Source organism: Streptomyces sp. NPDC002911, assembly GCF_053591835.1.
Genome location: NZ_JBSFUO010000001.1, coordinates 567114 through 583444 on the forward strand (window position 1 = coordinate 567114; position 16331 = coordinate 583444).

The 16331-nt window shown below is 69.7% G+C and carries 15 protein-coding genes; 5 read left to right on the forward strand and 10 right to left on the reverse strand.

Going from position 1 to position 16331, the window contains the following annotated elements:
- Positions 1–23 precede the first annotated feature (23 nt).
- Positions 24–1178 carry an adenosine deaminase gene (locus ACWD04_RS02595; protein ID WP_451127271.1) on the reverse strand — a complete coding sequence of 385 codons (1155 nt, stop codon included), beginning with the start codon at positions 1176–1178 and terminating at the stop codon, positions 24–26.
- Between the two features lie 103 nt (positions 1179–1281).
- Between ACWD04_RS02595 and ACWD04_RS02600 the strand changes: the two genes are divergently transcribed.
- On the forward strand, positions 1282–2040 hold the full coding sequence (locus ACWD04_RS02600) for an alpha/beta hydrolase family protein (RefSeq protein ID WP_451127273.1): 759 nt from the start codon (positions 1282–1284) through the stop codon (positions 2038–2040).
- Positions 2041–2063: 23 nt separating this feature from the next.
- Here ACWD04_RS02600 and ACWD04_RS02605 read toward each other — a convergent pair whose 3' ends face one another.
- On the reverse strand, positions 2064–3017 hold the full coding sequence (locus tag ACWD04_RS02605) for a LysR family transcriptional regulator (protein ID WP_451127275.1): 954 nt from the start codon (positions 3015–3017) through the stop codon (positions 2064–2066).
- A 62-nt stretch (positions 3018–3079) separates the two neighbouring features.
- Here ACWD04_RS02605 and ACWD04_RS02610 point away from each other — a divergent pair, with 62 nt between their 5' ends.
- The 4 genes from ACWD04_RS02610 (at position 3080) to ACWD04_RS02625 (ending at position 6598) form a co-directional block, all read left to right on the forward strand.
- Complete coding sequence (locus ACWD04_RS02610; protein WP_451127277.1) at positions 3080–4387, forward strand: MFS transporter; 1308 nt, start codon at positions 3080–3082, stop codon at positions 4385–4387.
- A 90-nt stretch (positions 4388–4477) separates the two neighbouring features.
- Positions 4478–5194, forward strand: a complete 717-nt coding sequence (locus ACWD04_RS02615; RefSeq protein WP_451127279.1) for a L,D-transpeptidase — start codon at positions 4478–4480, stop codon at positions 5192–5194.
- Between the two features lie 97 nt (positions 5195–5291).
- A complete protein-coding gene (locus ACWD04_RS02620; RefSeq protein ID WP_451127281.1) occupies positions 5292–6281 on the forward strand; it encodes a sigma-70 family RNA polymerase sigma factor in 990 nt (329 codons plus the stop codon).
- A complete protein-coding gene (locus tag ACWD04_RS02625; protein ID WP_451127283.1) occupies positions 6278–6598 on the forward strand; it encodes a hypothetical protein in 321 nt (106 codons plus the stop codon). Before ACWD04_RS02620 ends, ACWD04_RS02625 begins: the two co-directional genes overlap by 4 nt.
- A gap of 7 nt (positions 6599–6605) precedes the next feature.
- On the opposite strand, the gene ACWD04_RS02630 is transcribed toward ACWD04_RS02625, so the two are convergent.
- The 8 genes from ACWD04_RS02630 to ACWD04_RS02665 all read right to left on the reverse strand — a co-directional run bounded on the left by ACWD04_RS02630 (position 6606) and on the right by ACWD04_RS02665 (position 15826).
- The gene (locus ACWD04_RS02630) at positions 6606–6908 is read right to left on the reverse strand and encodes an STAS domain-containing protein (RefSeq protein WP_451127285.1); all 303 of its coding nucleotides are present in this window, start codon (positions 6906–6908) and stop codon (positions 6606–6608) included.
- A gap of 168 nt (positions 6909–7076) precedes the next feature.
- Entirely contained in the window at positions 7077–8354 is a 1278-nt protein-coding gene (locus ACWD04_RS02635; RefSeq protein WP_451127287.1) for a thymidine phosphorylase, read from the reverse strand.
- Between the two features lie 142 nt (positions 8355–8496).
- Entirely contained in the window at positions 8497–8898 is a 402-nt protein-coding gene (locus ACWD04_RS02640) for a cytidine deaminase (protein WP_451127289.1), read from the reverse strand.
- The gene (locus ACWD04_RS02645; protein ID WP_451127291.1) at positions 8895–10184 is read right to left on the reverse strand and encodes an ABC transporter permease; all 1290 of its coding nucleotides are present in this window, start codon (positions 10182–10184) and stop codon (positions 8895–8897) included. The genes ACWD04_RS02640 and ACWD04_RS02645 overlap by 4 nt, the downstream gene beginning before the upstream one ends.
- Positions 10181–11296: an ABC transporter permease gene (locus ACWD04_RS02650; protein WP_451127293.1), complete on the reverse strand. Its 1116-nt coding sequence runs from the start codon at positions 11294–11296 to the stop codon at positions 10181–10183. The genes ACWD04_RS02645 and ACWD04_RS02650 overlap by 4 nt, the downstream gene beginning before the upstream one ends.
- On the reverse strand, positions 11293–12906 hold the full coding sequence (locus ACWD04_RS02655) for an ABC transporter ATP-binding protein (RefSeq protein WP_451127455.1): 1614 nt from the start codon (positions 12904–12906) through the stop codon (positions 11293–11295). The genes ACWD04_RS02650 and ACWD04_RS02655 overlap by 4 nt, the downstream gene beginning before the upstream one ends.
- Before the next feature lie 253 nt (positions 12907–13159).
- Positions 13160–14200 carry a BMP family lipoprotein gene (locus ACWD04_RS02660; protein WP_451127295.1) on the reverse strand — a complete coding sequence of 347 codons (1041 nt, stop codon included), beginning with the start codon at positions 14198–14200 and terminating at the stop codon, positions 13160–13162.
- Between the two features lie 411 nt (positions 14201–14611).
- A complete protein-coding gene (locus ACWD04_RS02665) occupies positions 14612–15826 on the reverse strand; it encodes an amidohydrolase (RefSeq protein WP_451127297.1) in 1215 nt (404 codons plus the stop codon).
- Positions 15827–16331: the final 505 nt, after the last annotated feature.

A 16331-nucleotide genomic window follows, 5' to 3' on the forward strand; every position in this document is an offset into this window, starting at 1 on the left:
CGGCCGTTACGCTTTCGGCTCCCTCAGCCCGCGAGGGAAGCAGAGCTGCTGGTCACAGCCGTTTGACGGAAGAGCCATTCTGATTTCAGCTCCGCATACCCGGGCTTCACGACGTCATTGATCATCGCTAGACGTTCATCGAAAGGAATGAACGCTGATTTCATCGCATTGACTGTGAACCACTGCATGTCGTCGAGCGTGTATCCGAATGTCTCGGTCAGTCGCTCGAATTCCTGACTCATGCTCGTCCCGCTCATCAGCCGGTTGTCCGTGTTCACGGTGGCGCGGAAATGCAGCCTCCGCAGCAGCCCGATGGGATGCTCGGCGTACGAGGCCGCGGCGCCGGTCTGGAGGTTGGAGGTCGGGCAGAGCTCCAGCGGGATCCGCTTGTCGCGCACGTAGGAGGCGAGACGCCCCAGCGTCACGGCGCCGTCCTCGGCGATCTCGATGTCGTCGATGATGCGGACGCCGTGGCCCAGCCGGTCGGCGCCGCACCACTGCAGGGCCTGCCAGATCGACGGCAGACCGAAGGCCTCACCCGCGTGGATGGTGAAGTGGTTGTTCTCGCGCTTGAGGAACTCGAACGCGTCCAGGTGGCGGGTGGGCGGGTAGCCCGCCTCGGCGCCCGCGATGTCGAAGCCCACCACACCCAGATCGCGGTAGCGGTTGGCGAGTTCGGCGATCTCCAGCGCACGGGCGGCGTGCCGCATCGCGGTGAGGAGGGCGCCGACGCGGATGCGGTGGCCGTTCACGCGGGCCCGGCGCTCACCCTCACGGAAGCCGTCGTTGACCGCCTCGACGACCTCTTCGAGGGACAGGCCCGCGGTGAGGTGCTGCTCGGGCGCGTACCGCACCTCGGCGTAGACGACACCGTCCTCGGCCAGGTCCTCGGCGCACTCCGCGGCCACCCGGACCAGCGCCTCACGGGTCTGCATGACGGCGCAGGTATGGGCGAACGTCTCCAGGTAGCGCTCCAGCGAACCGGAGTCGGCCGCCTCGCGGAACCAGATGCCGAGCTTGTCGGGCTCGGTCTCGGGCAGCTCGTCATAGCCCTGCGCGAGCGCCAGTTCGATGATCGTGCCGGGGCGCAGGCCGCCGTCGAGGTGGTCGTGGAGCAGCACCTTGGGCGCACGGCGGATCTGGTCGGGACCGGGGACATTGAGGGTCTGGCTCGTCATTCGGGCACTCTAGCGCCTACGCGCGTAGAGCGCTTGGCGTCGATGCGTAACAGTGACCGCGAAGCCAGGTGGAATACACCTCCCCTTCTGACACTGTTCTGTCATGGCACAGCGCGTATTTCCCCTGCCTGCCGCCAGGCTGGGACGGGCCGTCCTCACGGCCGGAGCAGTACCCGAGGTCAGCGGCGTGGTCCTGCTGCTCCCGGACGGCGAGAGCGATTCCCGGCGCCGTCCTTCCGCTTTCTCGTACGCGGCGCAGCTGCCGTTCGCCCTCGCCCTGGCCCGTGGCGGCCAGGGCGAGGGGCTCGCGGTGCACGTCGTGCGCTACCGGACCCGGGGCTGGAACGCCGGCGCGGATCCGGCGGCCGATGCCCACTGGGCGGCCGACGAGGTCCTACGTCGCTACGGCGACGTCCCCGTGTGCCTCGTCGGGCACGGCATGGGGGGCAGGGCGGCCCTGCGCGGCGCCGGGCACGCCGCCGTCAATTCCGTACTGGCGATGGCCCCCTGGCTCCCGGAGGACGCGGAGCCGGAACTCGAACCGGTGAAACACCTGGCGGGGCGCCGGGTCCTGATCGTGCACGGCACGAACGACGCGCGGACCAACCCCGAGCTCTCCTACCGGCTGGCCGAGCGGGCCAAGAAGGCCAACCGGGACACCTGCCGCTTCGAGGTCCACTCGGACGGGCACGCACTGCGCCAGCACCGGTCCGAAGTGATGGCGCTGGCCTCGGACTTCATACGGGGTTCACTGTTCGCCCGGTCGTACGCACGCCCGGTCGCCGACGCGTTCGCCGCGCCGCCGCCGCTGGGGCTGCGGATGCCGCTCGCGGCGGGGTTCGGGCGCTCGCTGCGGCACTGAGGCCGCGAAGGCGCGCACCGGCCTCAGTCCGGCAGCAGGCTCCCCCGGCGCGACAGCAGGAACTGTTTGAAGGCGGCCACCGGCGGCGTGTCGGGGTGGCCGTCCAGCCAGGCGACACCGATCTCACGGGCCGCGCGCGGCGCCGTCACCGTCAGTTCGACCACGCCGGGCCGGGCGACGGCGGGCGGCGGCAGCAACGCCACCCCGAGCCCGGCCGCGACCAGGCCACGCAGGGTCTCCGCCTCCTCACCCTCGAACGCGACCCGCGGGCTGAAGCCCGCCTCGGCGCACAGGTCGTCCGTGATCCGCCGCAGCCCGTAACCGGGTTCGAGGGTGACGAACGTTTCGTCGGCGGCCTCGGCGAGCCGGACGCGCCGGCGTCCCGCCAGCCGGTGGTCGTCGGGGACGACCAGGCGCAGCTGCTGCTCGTCCAGACGCATGGCGACGAGATCGGGGGCGTCCGGGACGGGCGAGGTGAGGCAGAGGTCGAGGCCGCCCGCGCGCAGACGCTCGATCATCGCCTCGCCGTAGTTCTGGACGAGCTGGAAGCGGACCCGGGGGTGGTCGGCGCGGAAGGCGCGGATCAGGGCGGGCACGGTCTCGGAGCCCATGGTGTGCAGGAACCCGAAGGCGACCTTGCCCGCCGTGGGATCGGCGTCGGCCCGTACCGAGTCGGCGGCCTTCTCCACCTCCGCCAGCGCGCGTTCGGCGGAGCCGAGGAAGGCGCGGCCCGCGGGAGTGAGCGAGACGGTCCGGCCGCGGCGGGCGAACAGGGCGACACCCAGGTCCTGTTCCAGTCTCACCATGGCCCGCGACAGCGTCGACTGCGGGACGCCGAGCTCGTGCGCGGCACGGGTGACGTGCTCGTGGCGGGCGACCGCCTCGAAGTACGCGAGGCGTGGCGCGAGTACGGCTCGGATGTCTTCTTCGTAACTGCTCGGTGACAGTCGAGGCTGTGAGCTGTATTGATGCACCATGGGAACGATTATCGCTGTTTCATGCATTGGACGCATGAAACCGTGCGGTCTACGTTCGCCGTATGCCTCCTGCCAGTACCGGGGCGTCCACCATCGTGCTGGACGCCGCCGTTCCGTCATCCGCCGCTGCCGCCTCCCCGACCGTCCCGGACCGCCTCACCCCTGGTGGTCCCGGCTACCGCCGGATGAGCTTCGCGCTCTTCGCGGCGGGGATCGCGACCTTCGCCCTCCTCTACTCCACCCAGGCCCTGCTTCCCGCCGTCTCCGCGTCCTTCGGCGCGACGGCGGGGCAGGCGAGCTGGACGGTCTCCGCGGCGACCGGTGCACTGGCGCTGTGCGTCCTGCCGCTGAGCGCGCTCTCCGAGCGCTTCGGGCGGCGCCAGATGATGACGGCCTCCCTGGCGGTCGCCGTGGTGATCGGGCTGCTCATCCCCTTCGCCCCGTCGCTCGGCTGGCTGATCGCACTGCGTGCGATCCAGGGCGCGGCACTGGCCGGACTGCCCGCCTCCGCGATGGCCTACCTGGCCGAGGAGGTGCGGCCCAAGGCTCTGGTGGCCGCGATCGGACTGTTCGTGGCGGGAAACAGCATCGGCGGCATGAGCGGCCGCGTCCTGGCCGGCTGGGTCGCCCAGCTGTGGGGCTGGCGGATGGCACTCGGGGCGATCGGGCTGCTCGCCGTGGCCTGCGCGGTGGTCTTCCATTTCATGATCCCCAAGGCCCGGCACTTCAGCCCCGCCTCGCTCAACCCGAAGACCCTGGCGAAGACCGTCCGCGGTCACCTCTCCAACCCGCTGCTGCGCCGGCTGTACGCGATCGGCGCCCTGTTCATGACGGTGTTCGGCGCGGTCTACACCGTGATCGGCTACCGGCTCGTCGGGGAGCCCTTCGGGCTCCCGCAGGGCATCGTCGGCTCGGTCTTCCTGGTCTACCTCGTCGGCACGGTCTCCTCCGCCGCCGCGGGCCGGCTGGTCGCCCGGCTGGGCCGCCGGGGCGCGCTCTACCTCGCCCTCTCCACGACGGCCGCGGGTCTGCTGCTCTCCCTGGCCGACCAGCTGGCGGCCGTCCTGGCCGGCCTCGTCCTCATCACGGCCGGCTTCTTCGCCGGACACGCGGTCGCCTCGTCCTCGGTGAGCCGTACCGCGACATCGGGCCGCGCCCAGGCGTCGGCGCTCTACCAGTCGGCTTACTACCTGGGCTCCAGCGCGGGCGGCACGCTCGGAGCGGTCGCCTTCCACGCCGGGGGCTGGGCCGGCACGGTCACGCTGGGTGTCCTGGCGGTCCTCGGTGTCCTGTCGATCACCCTCTTCGGGACCCGGGCTGCCCGGACCGAGCGGCTCGGCGCCGCGTCCCTGTCACCTGTGCACAACTGAGACCCGCATCCGCACAACCGCTGCTCCCCGACGCACGTCCAACAAGCGGAGTCACACACCGCGGGCGAACGCGAAGGGGAGCAGGCGTACATGAGAATCATGGGGAGAATACGCGGCGCAGGGGTGCGGCGCGGAGCCGTCCTGTCCGTCGCCGGCCTGGTGGCCGCACCGGCACTGGTGCTGGGCACGGGGACAGCTGCCCAGGCGGCGTCCTGCACGGCGTCGAAGGGCCCCTACCAGAAGCAGGTGGAGAAGTACCTGAAGCGGACGGCCGACGGCCGGCAGTCGGTGGCCGACTGCAAGGCGATCCGCTCGTTCCAGATCTCGAAGGGCATCACCCCGGCCATCGGATACGCGGGGCCGGTCACCTGGCGCACGATGAAGACGATCACCGCCCAGAAGGCAGCCGGGAAAACCCCGAACAAGGCGAAGAAGTGCCCCACGAACAAGGGCCGCATCGCCTGCGTGGACCTGACCAGGCAGCTGAGCTGGATCCAGGACGGTGCCAAGCTGAAGTTCGGCCCGGTGCCGGTGCGTACAGGCCGTAACGGTGACGAGACACGGACCGGCGCCACGAAGATCTACTGGCGCAACATCGACCACTGGTCGACGCTGTACGACGTACGCATGCCGTACGCCCAGTTCTTCGACGGCGGGCAGGCGTTCCACTCGGTCACCAAATCCATGTACAACAACCCGGGATCGGCCGGCTGCGTCAACATGCGCCCGGCGGACGCGAAGTCATACTGGAACCTGTTGAAGAACGGCGACGACGTCTTCGTCTACGGACGCAAGCCCGGCACCTGAGCAGCGGTTTCCACGCTTCCCGCCCCTGTTGTCAGTGCCCTGCGGTAGCTTCCACATTGCTGAGTGAGCGGTGTCACGGCGCAACAGGGGTGGAGCGATGAGTGATCAGACAACGACGGCGGACCTCGACAGCCGGCTGGAGGGACACCGGGTCGAGCTGACCGGTTACTGCTACCGGATGCTCGGCTCCGCCTTCGAGGCGGAGGACGCGGTCCAGGACACCCTGGTGCGCGCGTGGCGCAACTTCGACAAGTTCGAGGGCCGCTCCTCGCTGCGCTCCTGGCTGTACCGCATCGCCACGAACGTCTGCCTCGACATGCTGAACGCGGGCAGCAAGCGGGCCAGGCCGATGGACCTGACCGGCCCGACTCCGCTGGCCCAGGCCGCGTTGAACCCCCTTCCGGAGAACACCTGGCTGGAGCCGATGCCCGACGGACGCATCCTGCCCTCTGTGGCCGACCCGGCGGAGGCCGCCGTGGCACGTGAGTCGGTGCGCCTCGCGTTCGTCGCCGCGCTCCAGCACCTGCCGCCCAAGCAGCGCGCGGTGCTGATCCTGCGCGAGGTCCTGGCATGGAAGGCGAGCGAGGTCGCCGAGCTGCTCGACACCTCGGTCGCCTCGGTCAACAGCGCCCTTCAGCGGGCCCGGGCCACGCTGTCGGACACGGACAGCTCGGCGCCGGACACCGCGAATCCGCTGGACGAGGAGCAACGCAAGCTGCTGGACCGCTACGTGGCGGCGTTCGAGGGATACGACATGGCGGCGCTGACGGCGCTGCTCCATGAGGACGCCGTGATGACCATGCCGCCGTTCGACCTCTGGCTGCAGGGGCACGACGACATCGCCGGCTTCATGCTCAGCATCGGGGCGAGCTGCGCCGGTTCCCGGCTGGTGGCGACAGAGGCCAACGGCACCCCGGCCTTCGCCCACTACAAGCCGAACCCGGACGGGCCCGGTTTCGTGCCGTGGGCGGTGCAGGTCATCGACATCTCGGACGGGGCCATCACCGGGATGCACTGCTTCCTGGACACCCCGCGCTGGTTCCCGCTGTTCGGGCTCCCCGACCACCTGGACGACGACGCTTCATGAGCGTGAGACGCCCCGTGGTGGTCGGCTGGGCCCTCCTGGTAGCGGGTGGCTGGGCGGCGACGCTGTGGCTGGGCGAGCCGTCCGCCACGGCCGGCCCGGGCCCCGCTCCTGCGGCCGGCGTTCCGGCCGACAATCCCGAACCGGGACCGCAGCCGGAGGGCTCGTGCGAGACGCGGGGGGCTCCACCGACAGCGTCGCCCTCGGCGAGCGCCACGCAGATTCCGGAGAAAGGGGCGTACGACTACTACACGGAGGAACATGCGCATCAGGTCGTCTGCTTCAACGCCGTGGTCCGCGACGGTGCCGTGGCCCGCTGAGCGTGGCTCACTCCGGGTCCCACCGGACGTGAGTCAGCACGTCGGCCAGTCCGACCAGATCGAGCAGCGCCCCGAATCCGGCCGGGACGTTGCGCAGCCGCAGCTCGACGCCTCCGGCCCGGCGTGCGACGAGCCCCAGCCGGGCGACCGCCTCGACCAGGGCGAGATCCGGCTGCACGACACCGCCCATGTCGCAGTCCACCACGGCGAGGGCTGAGGGGCCGCTGAGCAGCGCCTCCAGTTCGGCGCAGAGCGCCGGCACCTCGGCGCGGGTGATCCGGCCGGTGACGACGAGAGCGTTCGGTGTCATGGCATCCACACCACAGAGACCGGCGGGATACCCGAAACTCATCGCTGCCCGGCGAGGCGGGCTCAGCCGACCGGGAAGATCCCCGTGTCCGGATGTGGGATCCCAGCATGCCGAACGGGACCGGTGGTGGCCCACCGGTCCCGTGCACCCGAAAGGGAAAGTCGCAGGTCAGGCAATACGTTCCCGCACCACCGGCGTGGCGGAGAAGGGCGTGCCGGCCGGCGCGATGTCGTACGAGCCGGGCAGCGCCTTGAGTGCGTACTGGAACTTCTCCGGGGTGTCCGTGTGAAGGGTCAGCAGCGGCTGTCCCTCGGTCACCACGTCTCCCGGCTTGGCGTGCAGTTCAACGCCCGCGCCCGCCTGCACCGGGTCCTCCTTGCGGGCGCGGCCCGCTCCGAGGCGCCAGGCGGCGACGCCGACGTCGTACGCGTCGAGACGGGTCAGCACGCCCGAGGACGGGGCGCTGATCACGTGCTGCTCCCGGGCTACGGGCAGCTCGGCGTCCGGGTCGCCGCCCTGGGCGGAGATCATGCGGCGCCAGACGTCCATGGCGGAGCCGTCCGCCAGGGCCTTCTCCGGGTCGGCGTCCTGGAGCCCGGCGGCGTCGAGCATCTCGCGGGCGAGGGCGAGGGTCAGGTCGATCACGTCCTGGGGGCCGCCGCCGGCGAGGACCTCGACGGACTCGCGGACCTCCAGGGCATTGCCCGCGGTCAGGCCGAGCGGGGTCGCCATGTCGGTGAGGAGCGCGACGGTGCGTACGCCGCTGTCCGTGCCCAGCGCGACCATGGTGGAGGCCAGTTCGCGGGCGTCCTCGATCGTCTTCATGAAGGCGCCGGTCCCGACCTTGACGTCCAGGACGAGCGCCCCGGTGCCCTCGGCGATCTTCTTGGACATGATCGAGCTGGCGATCAACGGGATCGCCTCGACGGTGCCGGTGACGTCGCGCAGCGCGTACAGCTTCCTGTCGGCGGGGGCGAGCCCGTCGCCGGCCGCACAGATCACCGCGCCGGTGGTGTCCAGGACGTCCAGCATCTCGGCGTTGGAGAGGCGGGCGCGCCAGCCGGGGATGGACTCCAGTTTGTCGAGGGTCCCGCCGGTGTGGCCGAGGCCCCGGCCGCTGAGCTGCGGAACGGCGGCGCCGCAGGCGGCGACCAGCGGGGCGAGCGGCAACGTGATCTTGTCGCCGACTCCGCCCGTGGAGTGCTTGTCGGTGGTGGGCCGGGAGAGCGCGCTGAATTCCATCCGCTCGCCGGAGGCGATCATCGCGGCGGTCCAGCGGGCGATCTCGGTGCGGTTCATGCCGTTCAGCAGGATCGCCATGGCCAGTGCGGACATCTGCTCGTCGGCGACCTCGCCGCGGGTGTACGCGTCGATGACCCAGTCGATCTGCTCGGGGCTGAGCTCGCCCCGGTCCCGCTTGGTGCGGATGACGGAGATGGCGTCCATGGGATGGGAGTCCTTCCGGCCGGATGGGTAGGCGAGAGTCCCGTTGACTCTACGCGCATAGAGAGGGAACGTTCCGCCGCACGGTCTCTCCGGCGGGCCGATCGGGCCCGCCGGACAGACGGTGCGGAACGGCGGAGGGGCGCTACCCCAGATGCTGGGGCCCGAAGGCCTGCGGCAGCATCTCGTCGAGCGTACGGAGGCCGTCCGGCGTCTCCAGCACGAGGCCGGGCCCGCCGAACTCGTACAGCAGCTGACGGCACCGCCCGCACGGCACGAGCGTCGCGCCCGTGCCGTCCACGCAGGTGAAGTGGGTCAGCCGGCCGCCGCCCGTGGCGGCCAGCTGCGAGACCAGCCCGCATTCCGCGCACAGACTGATGCCGTAGGAGGCGTTCTCGACGTTGCAGCCGGTGATCATGCGACCGTCGTCGACGAGGGCCGCCACGCCGACCGGATAGCCCGAATACGGGGCGTACGCCCGGGACATCGCGTCCCGGGCGGCCTCGCGCAGCACGTCCCAGTCGACGGGTGCCGCGCCGTCCGTCACTTCCCCTGCCCCTTCCGGTAGCGCATGCCGTCCGCCTTCGGCATCCGCAGGCGCTGCGCGGAGAGCGAGAGCACGAGCAGGGTGACGATGTACGGGGTGGCGCTGACGAACTCGGTGGGCACCGTGTCGGTGGCGAGGTACCAGACGAGCACCGCGGCGGCGATGACCGCGCTGATGACGCCGGGCACGAATCGCTTGCGGTAGAGCTTCCAGGCCGCGAGGACGGCCAGCATCACCACGAGCAGCAGGAGCAGCGCGTGGACGGACTCGCCGCCGTTGCGCAGCTGGAGCGCGTCGGCGAAACCGAACAGACCGGCGCCCATGGCGAGACCGCCGGGCCGCCAGTTGCCGAAGATCATCGCCGCGAGACCGATGTAGCCGCGCCCGCCGGTCTGGCCCTCGTTGTAGATGTGCGAGGTGACCAGGGACAGGAAGGCGCCGCCGAGTCCGGCCAGGCCTCCCGAGATGATCACGGCGATGTACTTGTAGCGGTAGACGTTCACACCCAGGGACTCGGCGGCGACCGGGTTCTCGCCGCAGGAGCGCAGGCGCAGGCCGAACGCGGTCTTCCACAGGACGAAGAACGTACCCGCGAACAGCGCCACGGCCACCAGGGTCAGCAGCGACACGTTGGTGACGAGTCCGCCGAGGATGCCCGCGAGGTCGGAGACGAAGAACCAGTGGTGCTGCTCGACCGAATGCAGCCAGTCGGAGACACCTGGCACGGTGACCTGCGTGATGCTGTCGGCCGGCGGCGATTGCTTGGGGCTGCCGCCCTTCTCCGCCGCGTCACCGCTGTTGAACCAGAGCTTGGCCAGGTACGTCGTGAATCCCAGGGCCAGGATGTTGATGGCGATACCGGAGATGATGTGGTCGACACCGAAGGTGACGGTCGCGATCGCGTGCAGCAGGCCGCCGAGCATGCCGCCCACGACACCGGCCAGGACACCGATCCAGGGGTCGGTCTGCCAGCCGGCCCAGGCTCCGAAGAAGGTGCCGAGGATCATCATGCCTTCGAGGCCGATGTTGACCACACCGGCCCGCTCGGACCACAGACCGCCGAGACCGGCGAGCCCGATCGGCACGGCCATCGCGAGGGCCGCACTGATCTGACCGGCCGAGGTGACGTCCTGGGCACCGGTGACGGCCCGTACGGCGGACAGTGCGAGCAGGGCGCCCGCGATGATCAGCAGGACGACGGGAAAACTGAAGCGGGTGCGGCCGCCCTTGCCGCCGGAGACCTCGGGGGCCGCGGGCGGCGGGGTGGAAGTCGCCGTGGCGCTCACGCCGACACCTCCTGCTGGTCGGAGTTACGTGCGGCCTTGGCGGCGAGTTCCGCGCCGACCTTGCTCTGCTGGCGCTTGAGGCCGTATCGGCGGACGACTTCGTAGGCGATGACGACGCACAGGACGATGACGCCCTGGATGACGCCGACGATCTCCTTGTCGTAGCCCTCGAATTCGAGCTTGCCCGTGCCGCGCTCCAGGAAGCCCCAGAGCAGCGCGCCGAGCGCGATGCCGACGGGGTGGTTACGGCCGAGGAGCGCGATGGCGATCCCGGTGAAGCCGATGCCCACCGGGAAGTCGCCGCTGTACTCGTAGCTGTCGTTCAGCAGGGTCGGCATGCCGATCAGGCCTGCCATACCACCGGAGATCAACATGGACGTGACGACCATCTTCTTGACGTCGACACCACTGGCCTCGGCGGCCGAACCGGACTGTCCGACCGTACGGAGATCGAAGCCGAACCGGGTCCGGCCCAGCGTGAACCAGTACGCGAAGCCGGCGACGACCGCGATCACGATGAAGCCCCAGACGGGCGTCGGCGTGGTCGGGAACTCGAAGAAGTGCGAAGACTCCGGGATCGGGGTGGTGGAGACCTTCGTGCCCGCCTCGTCGAGGTGGCCCAGGCGGCCCTGCTGGAGGAGGTAGCCGATGATCGCCGTCGCGATGGAGTTCAGCATGATCGTCGAGACGACCTCGCTGACTCCGCGGGTGACCTTCAGGACACCGGCGATACCGGCCCACATCGCGCCGACGATCATCGCGGTGAGGATGATCAGCGGGATCTGGAGGACACCCGGCAGGGTCAGCGCCCCGCCGAGTGCGGCGGCGAAGAACGCGGCGAGGCGGTACTGACCGTCGACGCCGATGTTGAAGAGGTTCATGCGGAAGCCGACGGCGACCGCGAGACCTGCGAGGTAGTAGGTCGTCCCCTTGTTGAGGATGTAGACCTGGCTGTCCGACTTCAGTCCGTAGTCGAACATGATACCGAAGGCGCTGAACGGTTCCTTGCCGGTGGCGGCGAGCACCAGGGCGGTGACCAGGAACGCGACCACGATGGCGAGCAGCGGGGCGGCGATCCCCAGGAGCAGCCGCTCCTTGTCGAACTTCTTCATCGGTCCTCTCCCCCGTCACGGGGGTCGGTTTCGGAGCCGTCGGCCCCGGAGTCGTTGCCCGTGCCGCCCGGCGCTTCCAGGTGGCCGGAGGCCGCCCCGGTCATGGCCGAGCCGAGCTCCTCGGGGGTGACGGTCGCCGGGTCGGCGTCGGCCACGAGCTTGCCGCGGTACATGACGCGCAGCGTGTCCGAGAGCCCGATCAGCTCGTCGAGGTCGGCGGAGATCAGCAGCACCGCGAGGCCCTCATGGCGTGCTTCGCGGATCTGGTCCCAGATCTGCGCCTGCGCGCCGACGTCCACGCCCCGGGTGGGATGCGCGGCGATCAGCAGTTTGGGGTGGTGGCTCATCTCGCGGCCGACGATCAGCTTCTGCTGATTGCCACCGGAGAGCGAGGCCGCGGTGACCTCGATGCCGGGGGTGCGGACGTCGTACTCACGCACGATCCGCTCGGTGTCGGCGCGCGCCGCCTTGGGGTCGAGGAAGGCGCCCTTGCTGTTGGGCTTCTCGGTGACGTGGCCCAGCATGCGGTTCTCCCAGAGCGGCGCGTCCAGGAGGAGGCCGTGCCGGTGCCGGTCCTCGGGGATGACGCCCATGCCGTCCTCGCGGCGCTTGCGCGTGGCCGCGCGGGAGATGTCCGCGCCGTCGAGGGTGAGCGCCCCGGTGTCGAGGGTGCGCATGCCCATGATGGCGTCGACGAGTTCGGACTGGCCGTTGCCCTCCACGCCCGCGATTCCGAGGACTTCCCCCTTGTGGATCGTGAAGGTGATGCCGTCGAGCACCGCGCGCACCACGCCGTCGGGGTCGGTGGCCGTCAGTCGCAGGTCTTCCACAGCCAGCATCGGGATGTCGGTGACGGTCGACTCCCGGGTCTCGGGCGAGGGGAGTTCACTGCCCACCATCAGCTCCGCGAGCTGCTTGCTGGTGGTCTGCTCCGGATCGGCTGTGCCCACCGTCGTACCGCGGCGGATCACGGTGATCTCGTCGGCGACCGACAGCACCTCGCCCAGCTTGTGGGAGATGAAGATGACGGTGAGGCCCTCCGCCTTCAGCTCACGCAGGTTGTCGAACAGGGCGTCGACCTCCTGCGGCACGAGGACCGCTGTCGGCTCGTCGAGGATCAGGGTGCGGGCGCCGCGGTAGAGGACCTTGAGGATCTCCACCCGCTGGCGGTCGGCGACCCCGAGGTCCTCGACGACGGCGTCGGGGCGGATACCGAGGCCGTACGCGTCGGAGATCTCCTTGATCTTCGCCCGCGCCTTGTCCCCGATGCCGTGCAGCTTCTCGGAGCCGAGAACGACGTTCTCCAGGACCGTGAGGTAGTCGGCGAGCATGAAGTGCTGGTGCACCATGCCGATACCGCTGTTGATGGCGTCACCCGGGCTGCTGAACGAGACCTGTTCACCGTCCACGGAGATGGTGCCCTCGTCCGGCTTCTGCATCCCGTAAAGGATCTTCATCAGGGTGGACTTGCCGGCGCCGTTCTCACCGACGAGGGCATGGACGGTGCCACGGCTCACCGTGATGTCGATGTCGTGGTTGGCCACGACGCCGGGAAATCGTTTGGTGATGCCGCGGAGCTCTACGGCATGAGGACTGCTGGACGCTTTGATGGCGCACTCTCCTTGGCAGGAGCGGAGGGCGGGCGATGTACGGACACAGCGCGGGGACCGGTGGCGAAAAATACCGCGCTCGGCGGCACTACGCGCGTAGCTCCGCCGATTCGTCGACCACCCGGCGACGGGTGGCGGACCAAGGGCACGATACCGACACGCGCCGAGGGGCCGTCGCCCGGAGGTACACGTGAAGCGGGGTCCGCAGGCGCGGCGGAAACCACGCCTGCGGACCCCGAGTTCAGCGGGCGGGTCAGATCGTGCTCTTGACCTTGATCGAGCCGTCGACGATCTTCTTCTTCGCCTCTTCGATCTTGGCCTGGACGTCCTTGAAGTGGTCACCCGTGGTGGTCAGGCTGACACCGTCCTCGGCCAGCGAGTAGGCCTGCGTGCCGGTGACCGGCTTGCCGTCCTTGACGGACTTCACCAGGTCGTAGACACCCGCGTCGACGTTCTTCACTACCGACGTCATGATCGTGTCGGCGTACTTCGACAGGGCAGGGTCCTTGGCCTGGTCGGAGTCGACGCCGATGGACCAGGCGCCCTTCTTGCCGGCCACGGCCTCGATCGCACCGGCACCGGAGCCGCCCGCGGCGGCGAAGATCACGTCGGCGCCCTTGTCCAGCATGCCCTTGGCAGCGGCCTTGCCCTTGTCCGGGCTGCCGAAACCGGACAGGTCGGAACCGGTGGACAGGTACTGGATCTGGACCTTGGCCTTCGGGTTCGTGTCCGTGACGCCCTGCTGGAAGCCGGCCGCGAACTTCTTGATCAGCGGAAGGTCGACGCCTCCGATGAAGCCGACCTGGCCGTCCTTGGCCTTCAGCGCAGCCGCGACACCGGCAAGGTAGGAGCCCTGCTCCTCGGTGAAGACGATGGACGCCACGTTCTTGGCTTCGGAAACCGAGTCGATCAGGCCGAACGTCGTGTCGGGGTGAGACTTGGCCACCTTGTCGATGGCGGCCTGGTAAGCGAAACCGACGCCGATCACCGGGTTGAAACCGCCCTCGGCGAGCGACGCGAGGCGCTGCTCACGGTCGGCCGGGGTCTCGCCGCTCTTGGCGGTGAGCTCCTTGGTCTCGGCGTCGAACTCGGCCTTGGCCTTGTCCAGGCCACGGGCGGCGGAGTCGTTGAACGAGTTGTCGCCGCGGCCACCGACGTCGTAGGCCATGCCGATCTTCATCTGGCCCTTGTCGGAACCGGTGCTCTCGGTGGACGATTCACCGCACGCGGTGGCAGTGAAGGCGAGAGCCGCGGAAACGGTACACACAGCAGCGATCTTGGATACGCGGCGCAAGGGAAGGCTCCTTCAACCTGACCGAAGCGCCTCTTCCGGCGCTGGTTTCGCGGCGATCGTAACGCGCGTAGATGTCAGATAAGGACCCCTACGGAAGCCGTTATCGGATCGTCGCGAACAGGAGGTGTCCTGCCCGGTTACGAGCCGTTACCAGCGGGGAACACGACGCCACCAGGTCGGACTGACGCGCAGCCCGCACGTGCCGAAGCAGCAACGCGACACGTGGCGGATTCGTCATCCGGTTCCGCAGCGGGCGCCATCACCTGCCGCGGCAGGACACCCACGTCCACGAAATGCCGAGGATGCACGACGGCCACGGAAATATCGGGCAGTGCGGTATTTCCGTGGCCGTCCTCGCCTATCGGGGCCCGCCGGCCGGTCGCTCCCGGCAACCCGGCGGGGCGCTCGCAGTCAGGCGTTTAGCAACGCGGCGGCGGTGAAGAGCTCGACCCCCACCGTGATGGCCTCCTCGTCCACGTCGAAGTTGCCCCGGTGCAGGTCCAGACCACGCATGTCGCCCGGCGTCCGTACGCCGAGCCTCGCCATGGCGCCGGGGATCTTCTCCAGGTACCAGGAGAAGTCCTCACCTCCGAGGCTCTGTTCGGTGTCCTCGATCGCATACGATCCGCGGCGGATGGTCATCGCGGCGTCGAGGAGACCGATCGTCTCGGCCTCGTTCACTACGGGCGGCACGCCACGGATGTAGTCGATCACCGTCTTGGCCCGGTACATTCCGGCCACCTCGTCGATCGCCTCGTGCACCAGGTCCGGTGCCTGCCGCCAGCTCTCCAGGTCGAGGCAGCGGACCGTCCCGGACAGCTCGGCGTGCTGCGGGATGACGTTCGGCGCGTGGCCGGTCTGCAGTCGCCCCCAGGTGAGTGCGAGGCCGGCCCGCGCGTCGACACGCCGGGCGAGCAGCGCGGGCACGTCGGTGGCCACCCGGGCCGCGGCGGTGACCAGGTCGGTGGTGAGGTGCGGCCTGGCGGTGTGCCCGCCGGGGCCGTCGAGAGAGATCTCCACGCGATCACAGGCCGAGGTGATCGGCCCGATCCGGAGCCCGATACTCCCCACGTCCACCTTGGGGTCGCAGTGCACCCCGATGATCCGCCCCACTCCTTCCAGCACCCCGGCCGCGACCACGTCGGAGGCACCGCCGGGCAGCACCTCCTCGGCGGGCTGGAACAGCAGCCGCACCGGGCGCGGCAGCAGTCCCTGCCGGTCAAGCTCGCTGAGTACGAGCCCGGCGCCCAGGACACACGCGGTGTGGACGTCGTGCCCGCAGGCGTGCGCCCGGTCGGGCACGGTGGACCGGTAGGAGACCCCCTCCTTGGTGTCCGGGATCGGAAGCGCGTCGATGTCGCCCCGCAACGCCAGCATCGGCGTCACCCCGTCCCACTCCCCCACGTCACAGACGAGCCCTGTGCCACCGGGCAGCACCCGCGGCTCAAGGCCGGCCTTCTCGAGCCTGGCCTTGATGGCAGCGGTGGTACGGAACTCCTGGTTGCCGAGCTCGGGGTGCATGTGCAGATCACGGCGGAAGGCGATGAGCTCGGCACGCAGGTCGTCGGGCAGGGTGCCGGGCAGAACGGCCTCGGCGTGGGGCGCACGGGACTTCAACTGGTTCACCCAGTCAAGGGTAGGCCCCTGGTACCCACAACTGACCACAGATCAATAAAAGTTCCGCCGCTCAGCGGAACAAAAAATGGTGTTGCGGCGTGTGACGGACTCCCAGGGTGGGTAAACTCGCCCGTTTTCCACCGTCAAGAAAGCCTGAGCAACTCGCGAAGAGCACCGACACGGGCGGCGGCATCACACTCGACGGGCGGAGCGTCTGCGGCGGTCTCGGGGTGTGCGTCGTCCAGCGGCTCCGTGCGGCAGGAGCGGCAGAGGCCGTCGGAGAGCGCCTCCGGGCGGCCGGGTGCTCCCACTCCGTGCACGCGACCATGGGGCCGCGCTCCGGCATGCACGGCGCCGGGACGGGGCGGCGGGCAGCCGGGGCTGCGTCGAGGAACGTGGCCCACCAGAGGGTGGGGGGTCTTTACCCACCCTTCCTTCTTTTCCCTGCCGGATGACTACACGTCTCGGACCCCGGCCCTCGAACCCCGAACCCCCGGATCGCGAAGCTCATGCT

Bases quoted from the DNA above. Each gene is read 5' to 3' on its own strand.
- ACWD04_RS02595 (WP_451127271.1), bottom strand. From the start codon at position 1,178: ATGACGAGCCAGACCCTCAATGTCCCCGGTCCCGACCAGATCCGCCGT.
- ACWD04_RS02600 (WP_451127273.1), top strand. From the start codon at position 1,282: ATGGCACAGCGCGTATTTCCCCTGCCTGCCGCCAGGCTGGGACGGGCC.
- ACWD04_RS02605 (WP_451127275.1), bottom strand. From the start codon at position 3,017: ATGGTGCATCAATACAGCTCACAGCCTCGACTGTCACCGAGCAGTTAC.
- ACWD04_RS02610 (WP_451127277.1), top strand. From the start codon at position 3,080: ATGCCTCCTGCCAGTACCGGGGCGTCCACCATCGTGCTGGACGCCGCC.
- ACWD04_RS02615 (WP_451127279.1), top strand. From the start codon at position 4,478: ATGAGAATCATGGGGAGAATACGCGGCGCAGGGGTGCGGCGCGGAGCC.
- ACWD04_RS02620 (WP_451127281.1), top strand. From the start codon at position 5,292: ATGAGTGATCAGACAACGACGGCGGACCTCGACAGCCGGCTGGAGGGA.
- ACWD04_RS02625 (WP_451127283.1), top strand. From the start codon at position 6,278: ATGAGCGTGAGACGCCCCGTGGTGGTCGGCTGGGCCCTCCTGGTAGCG.
- ACWD04_RS02630 (WP_451127285.1), bottom strand. From the start codon at position 6,908: ATGACACCGAACGCTCTCGTCGTCACCGGCCGGATCACCCGCGCCGAG.
- ACWD04_RS02635 (WP_451127287.1), bottom strand. From the start codon at position 8,354: ATGGACGCCATCTCCGTCATCCGCACCAAGCGGGACCGGGGCGAGCTC.
- ACWD04_RS02650 (WP_451127293.1), bottom strand. From the start codon at position 11,296: ATGAAGAAGTTCGACAAGGAGCGGCTGCTCCTGGGGATCGCCGCCCCG.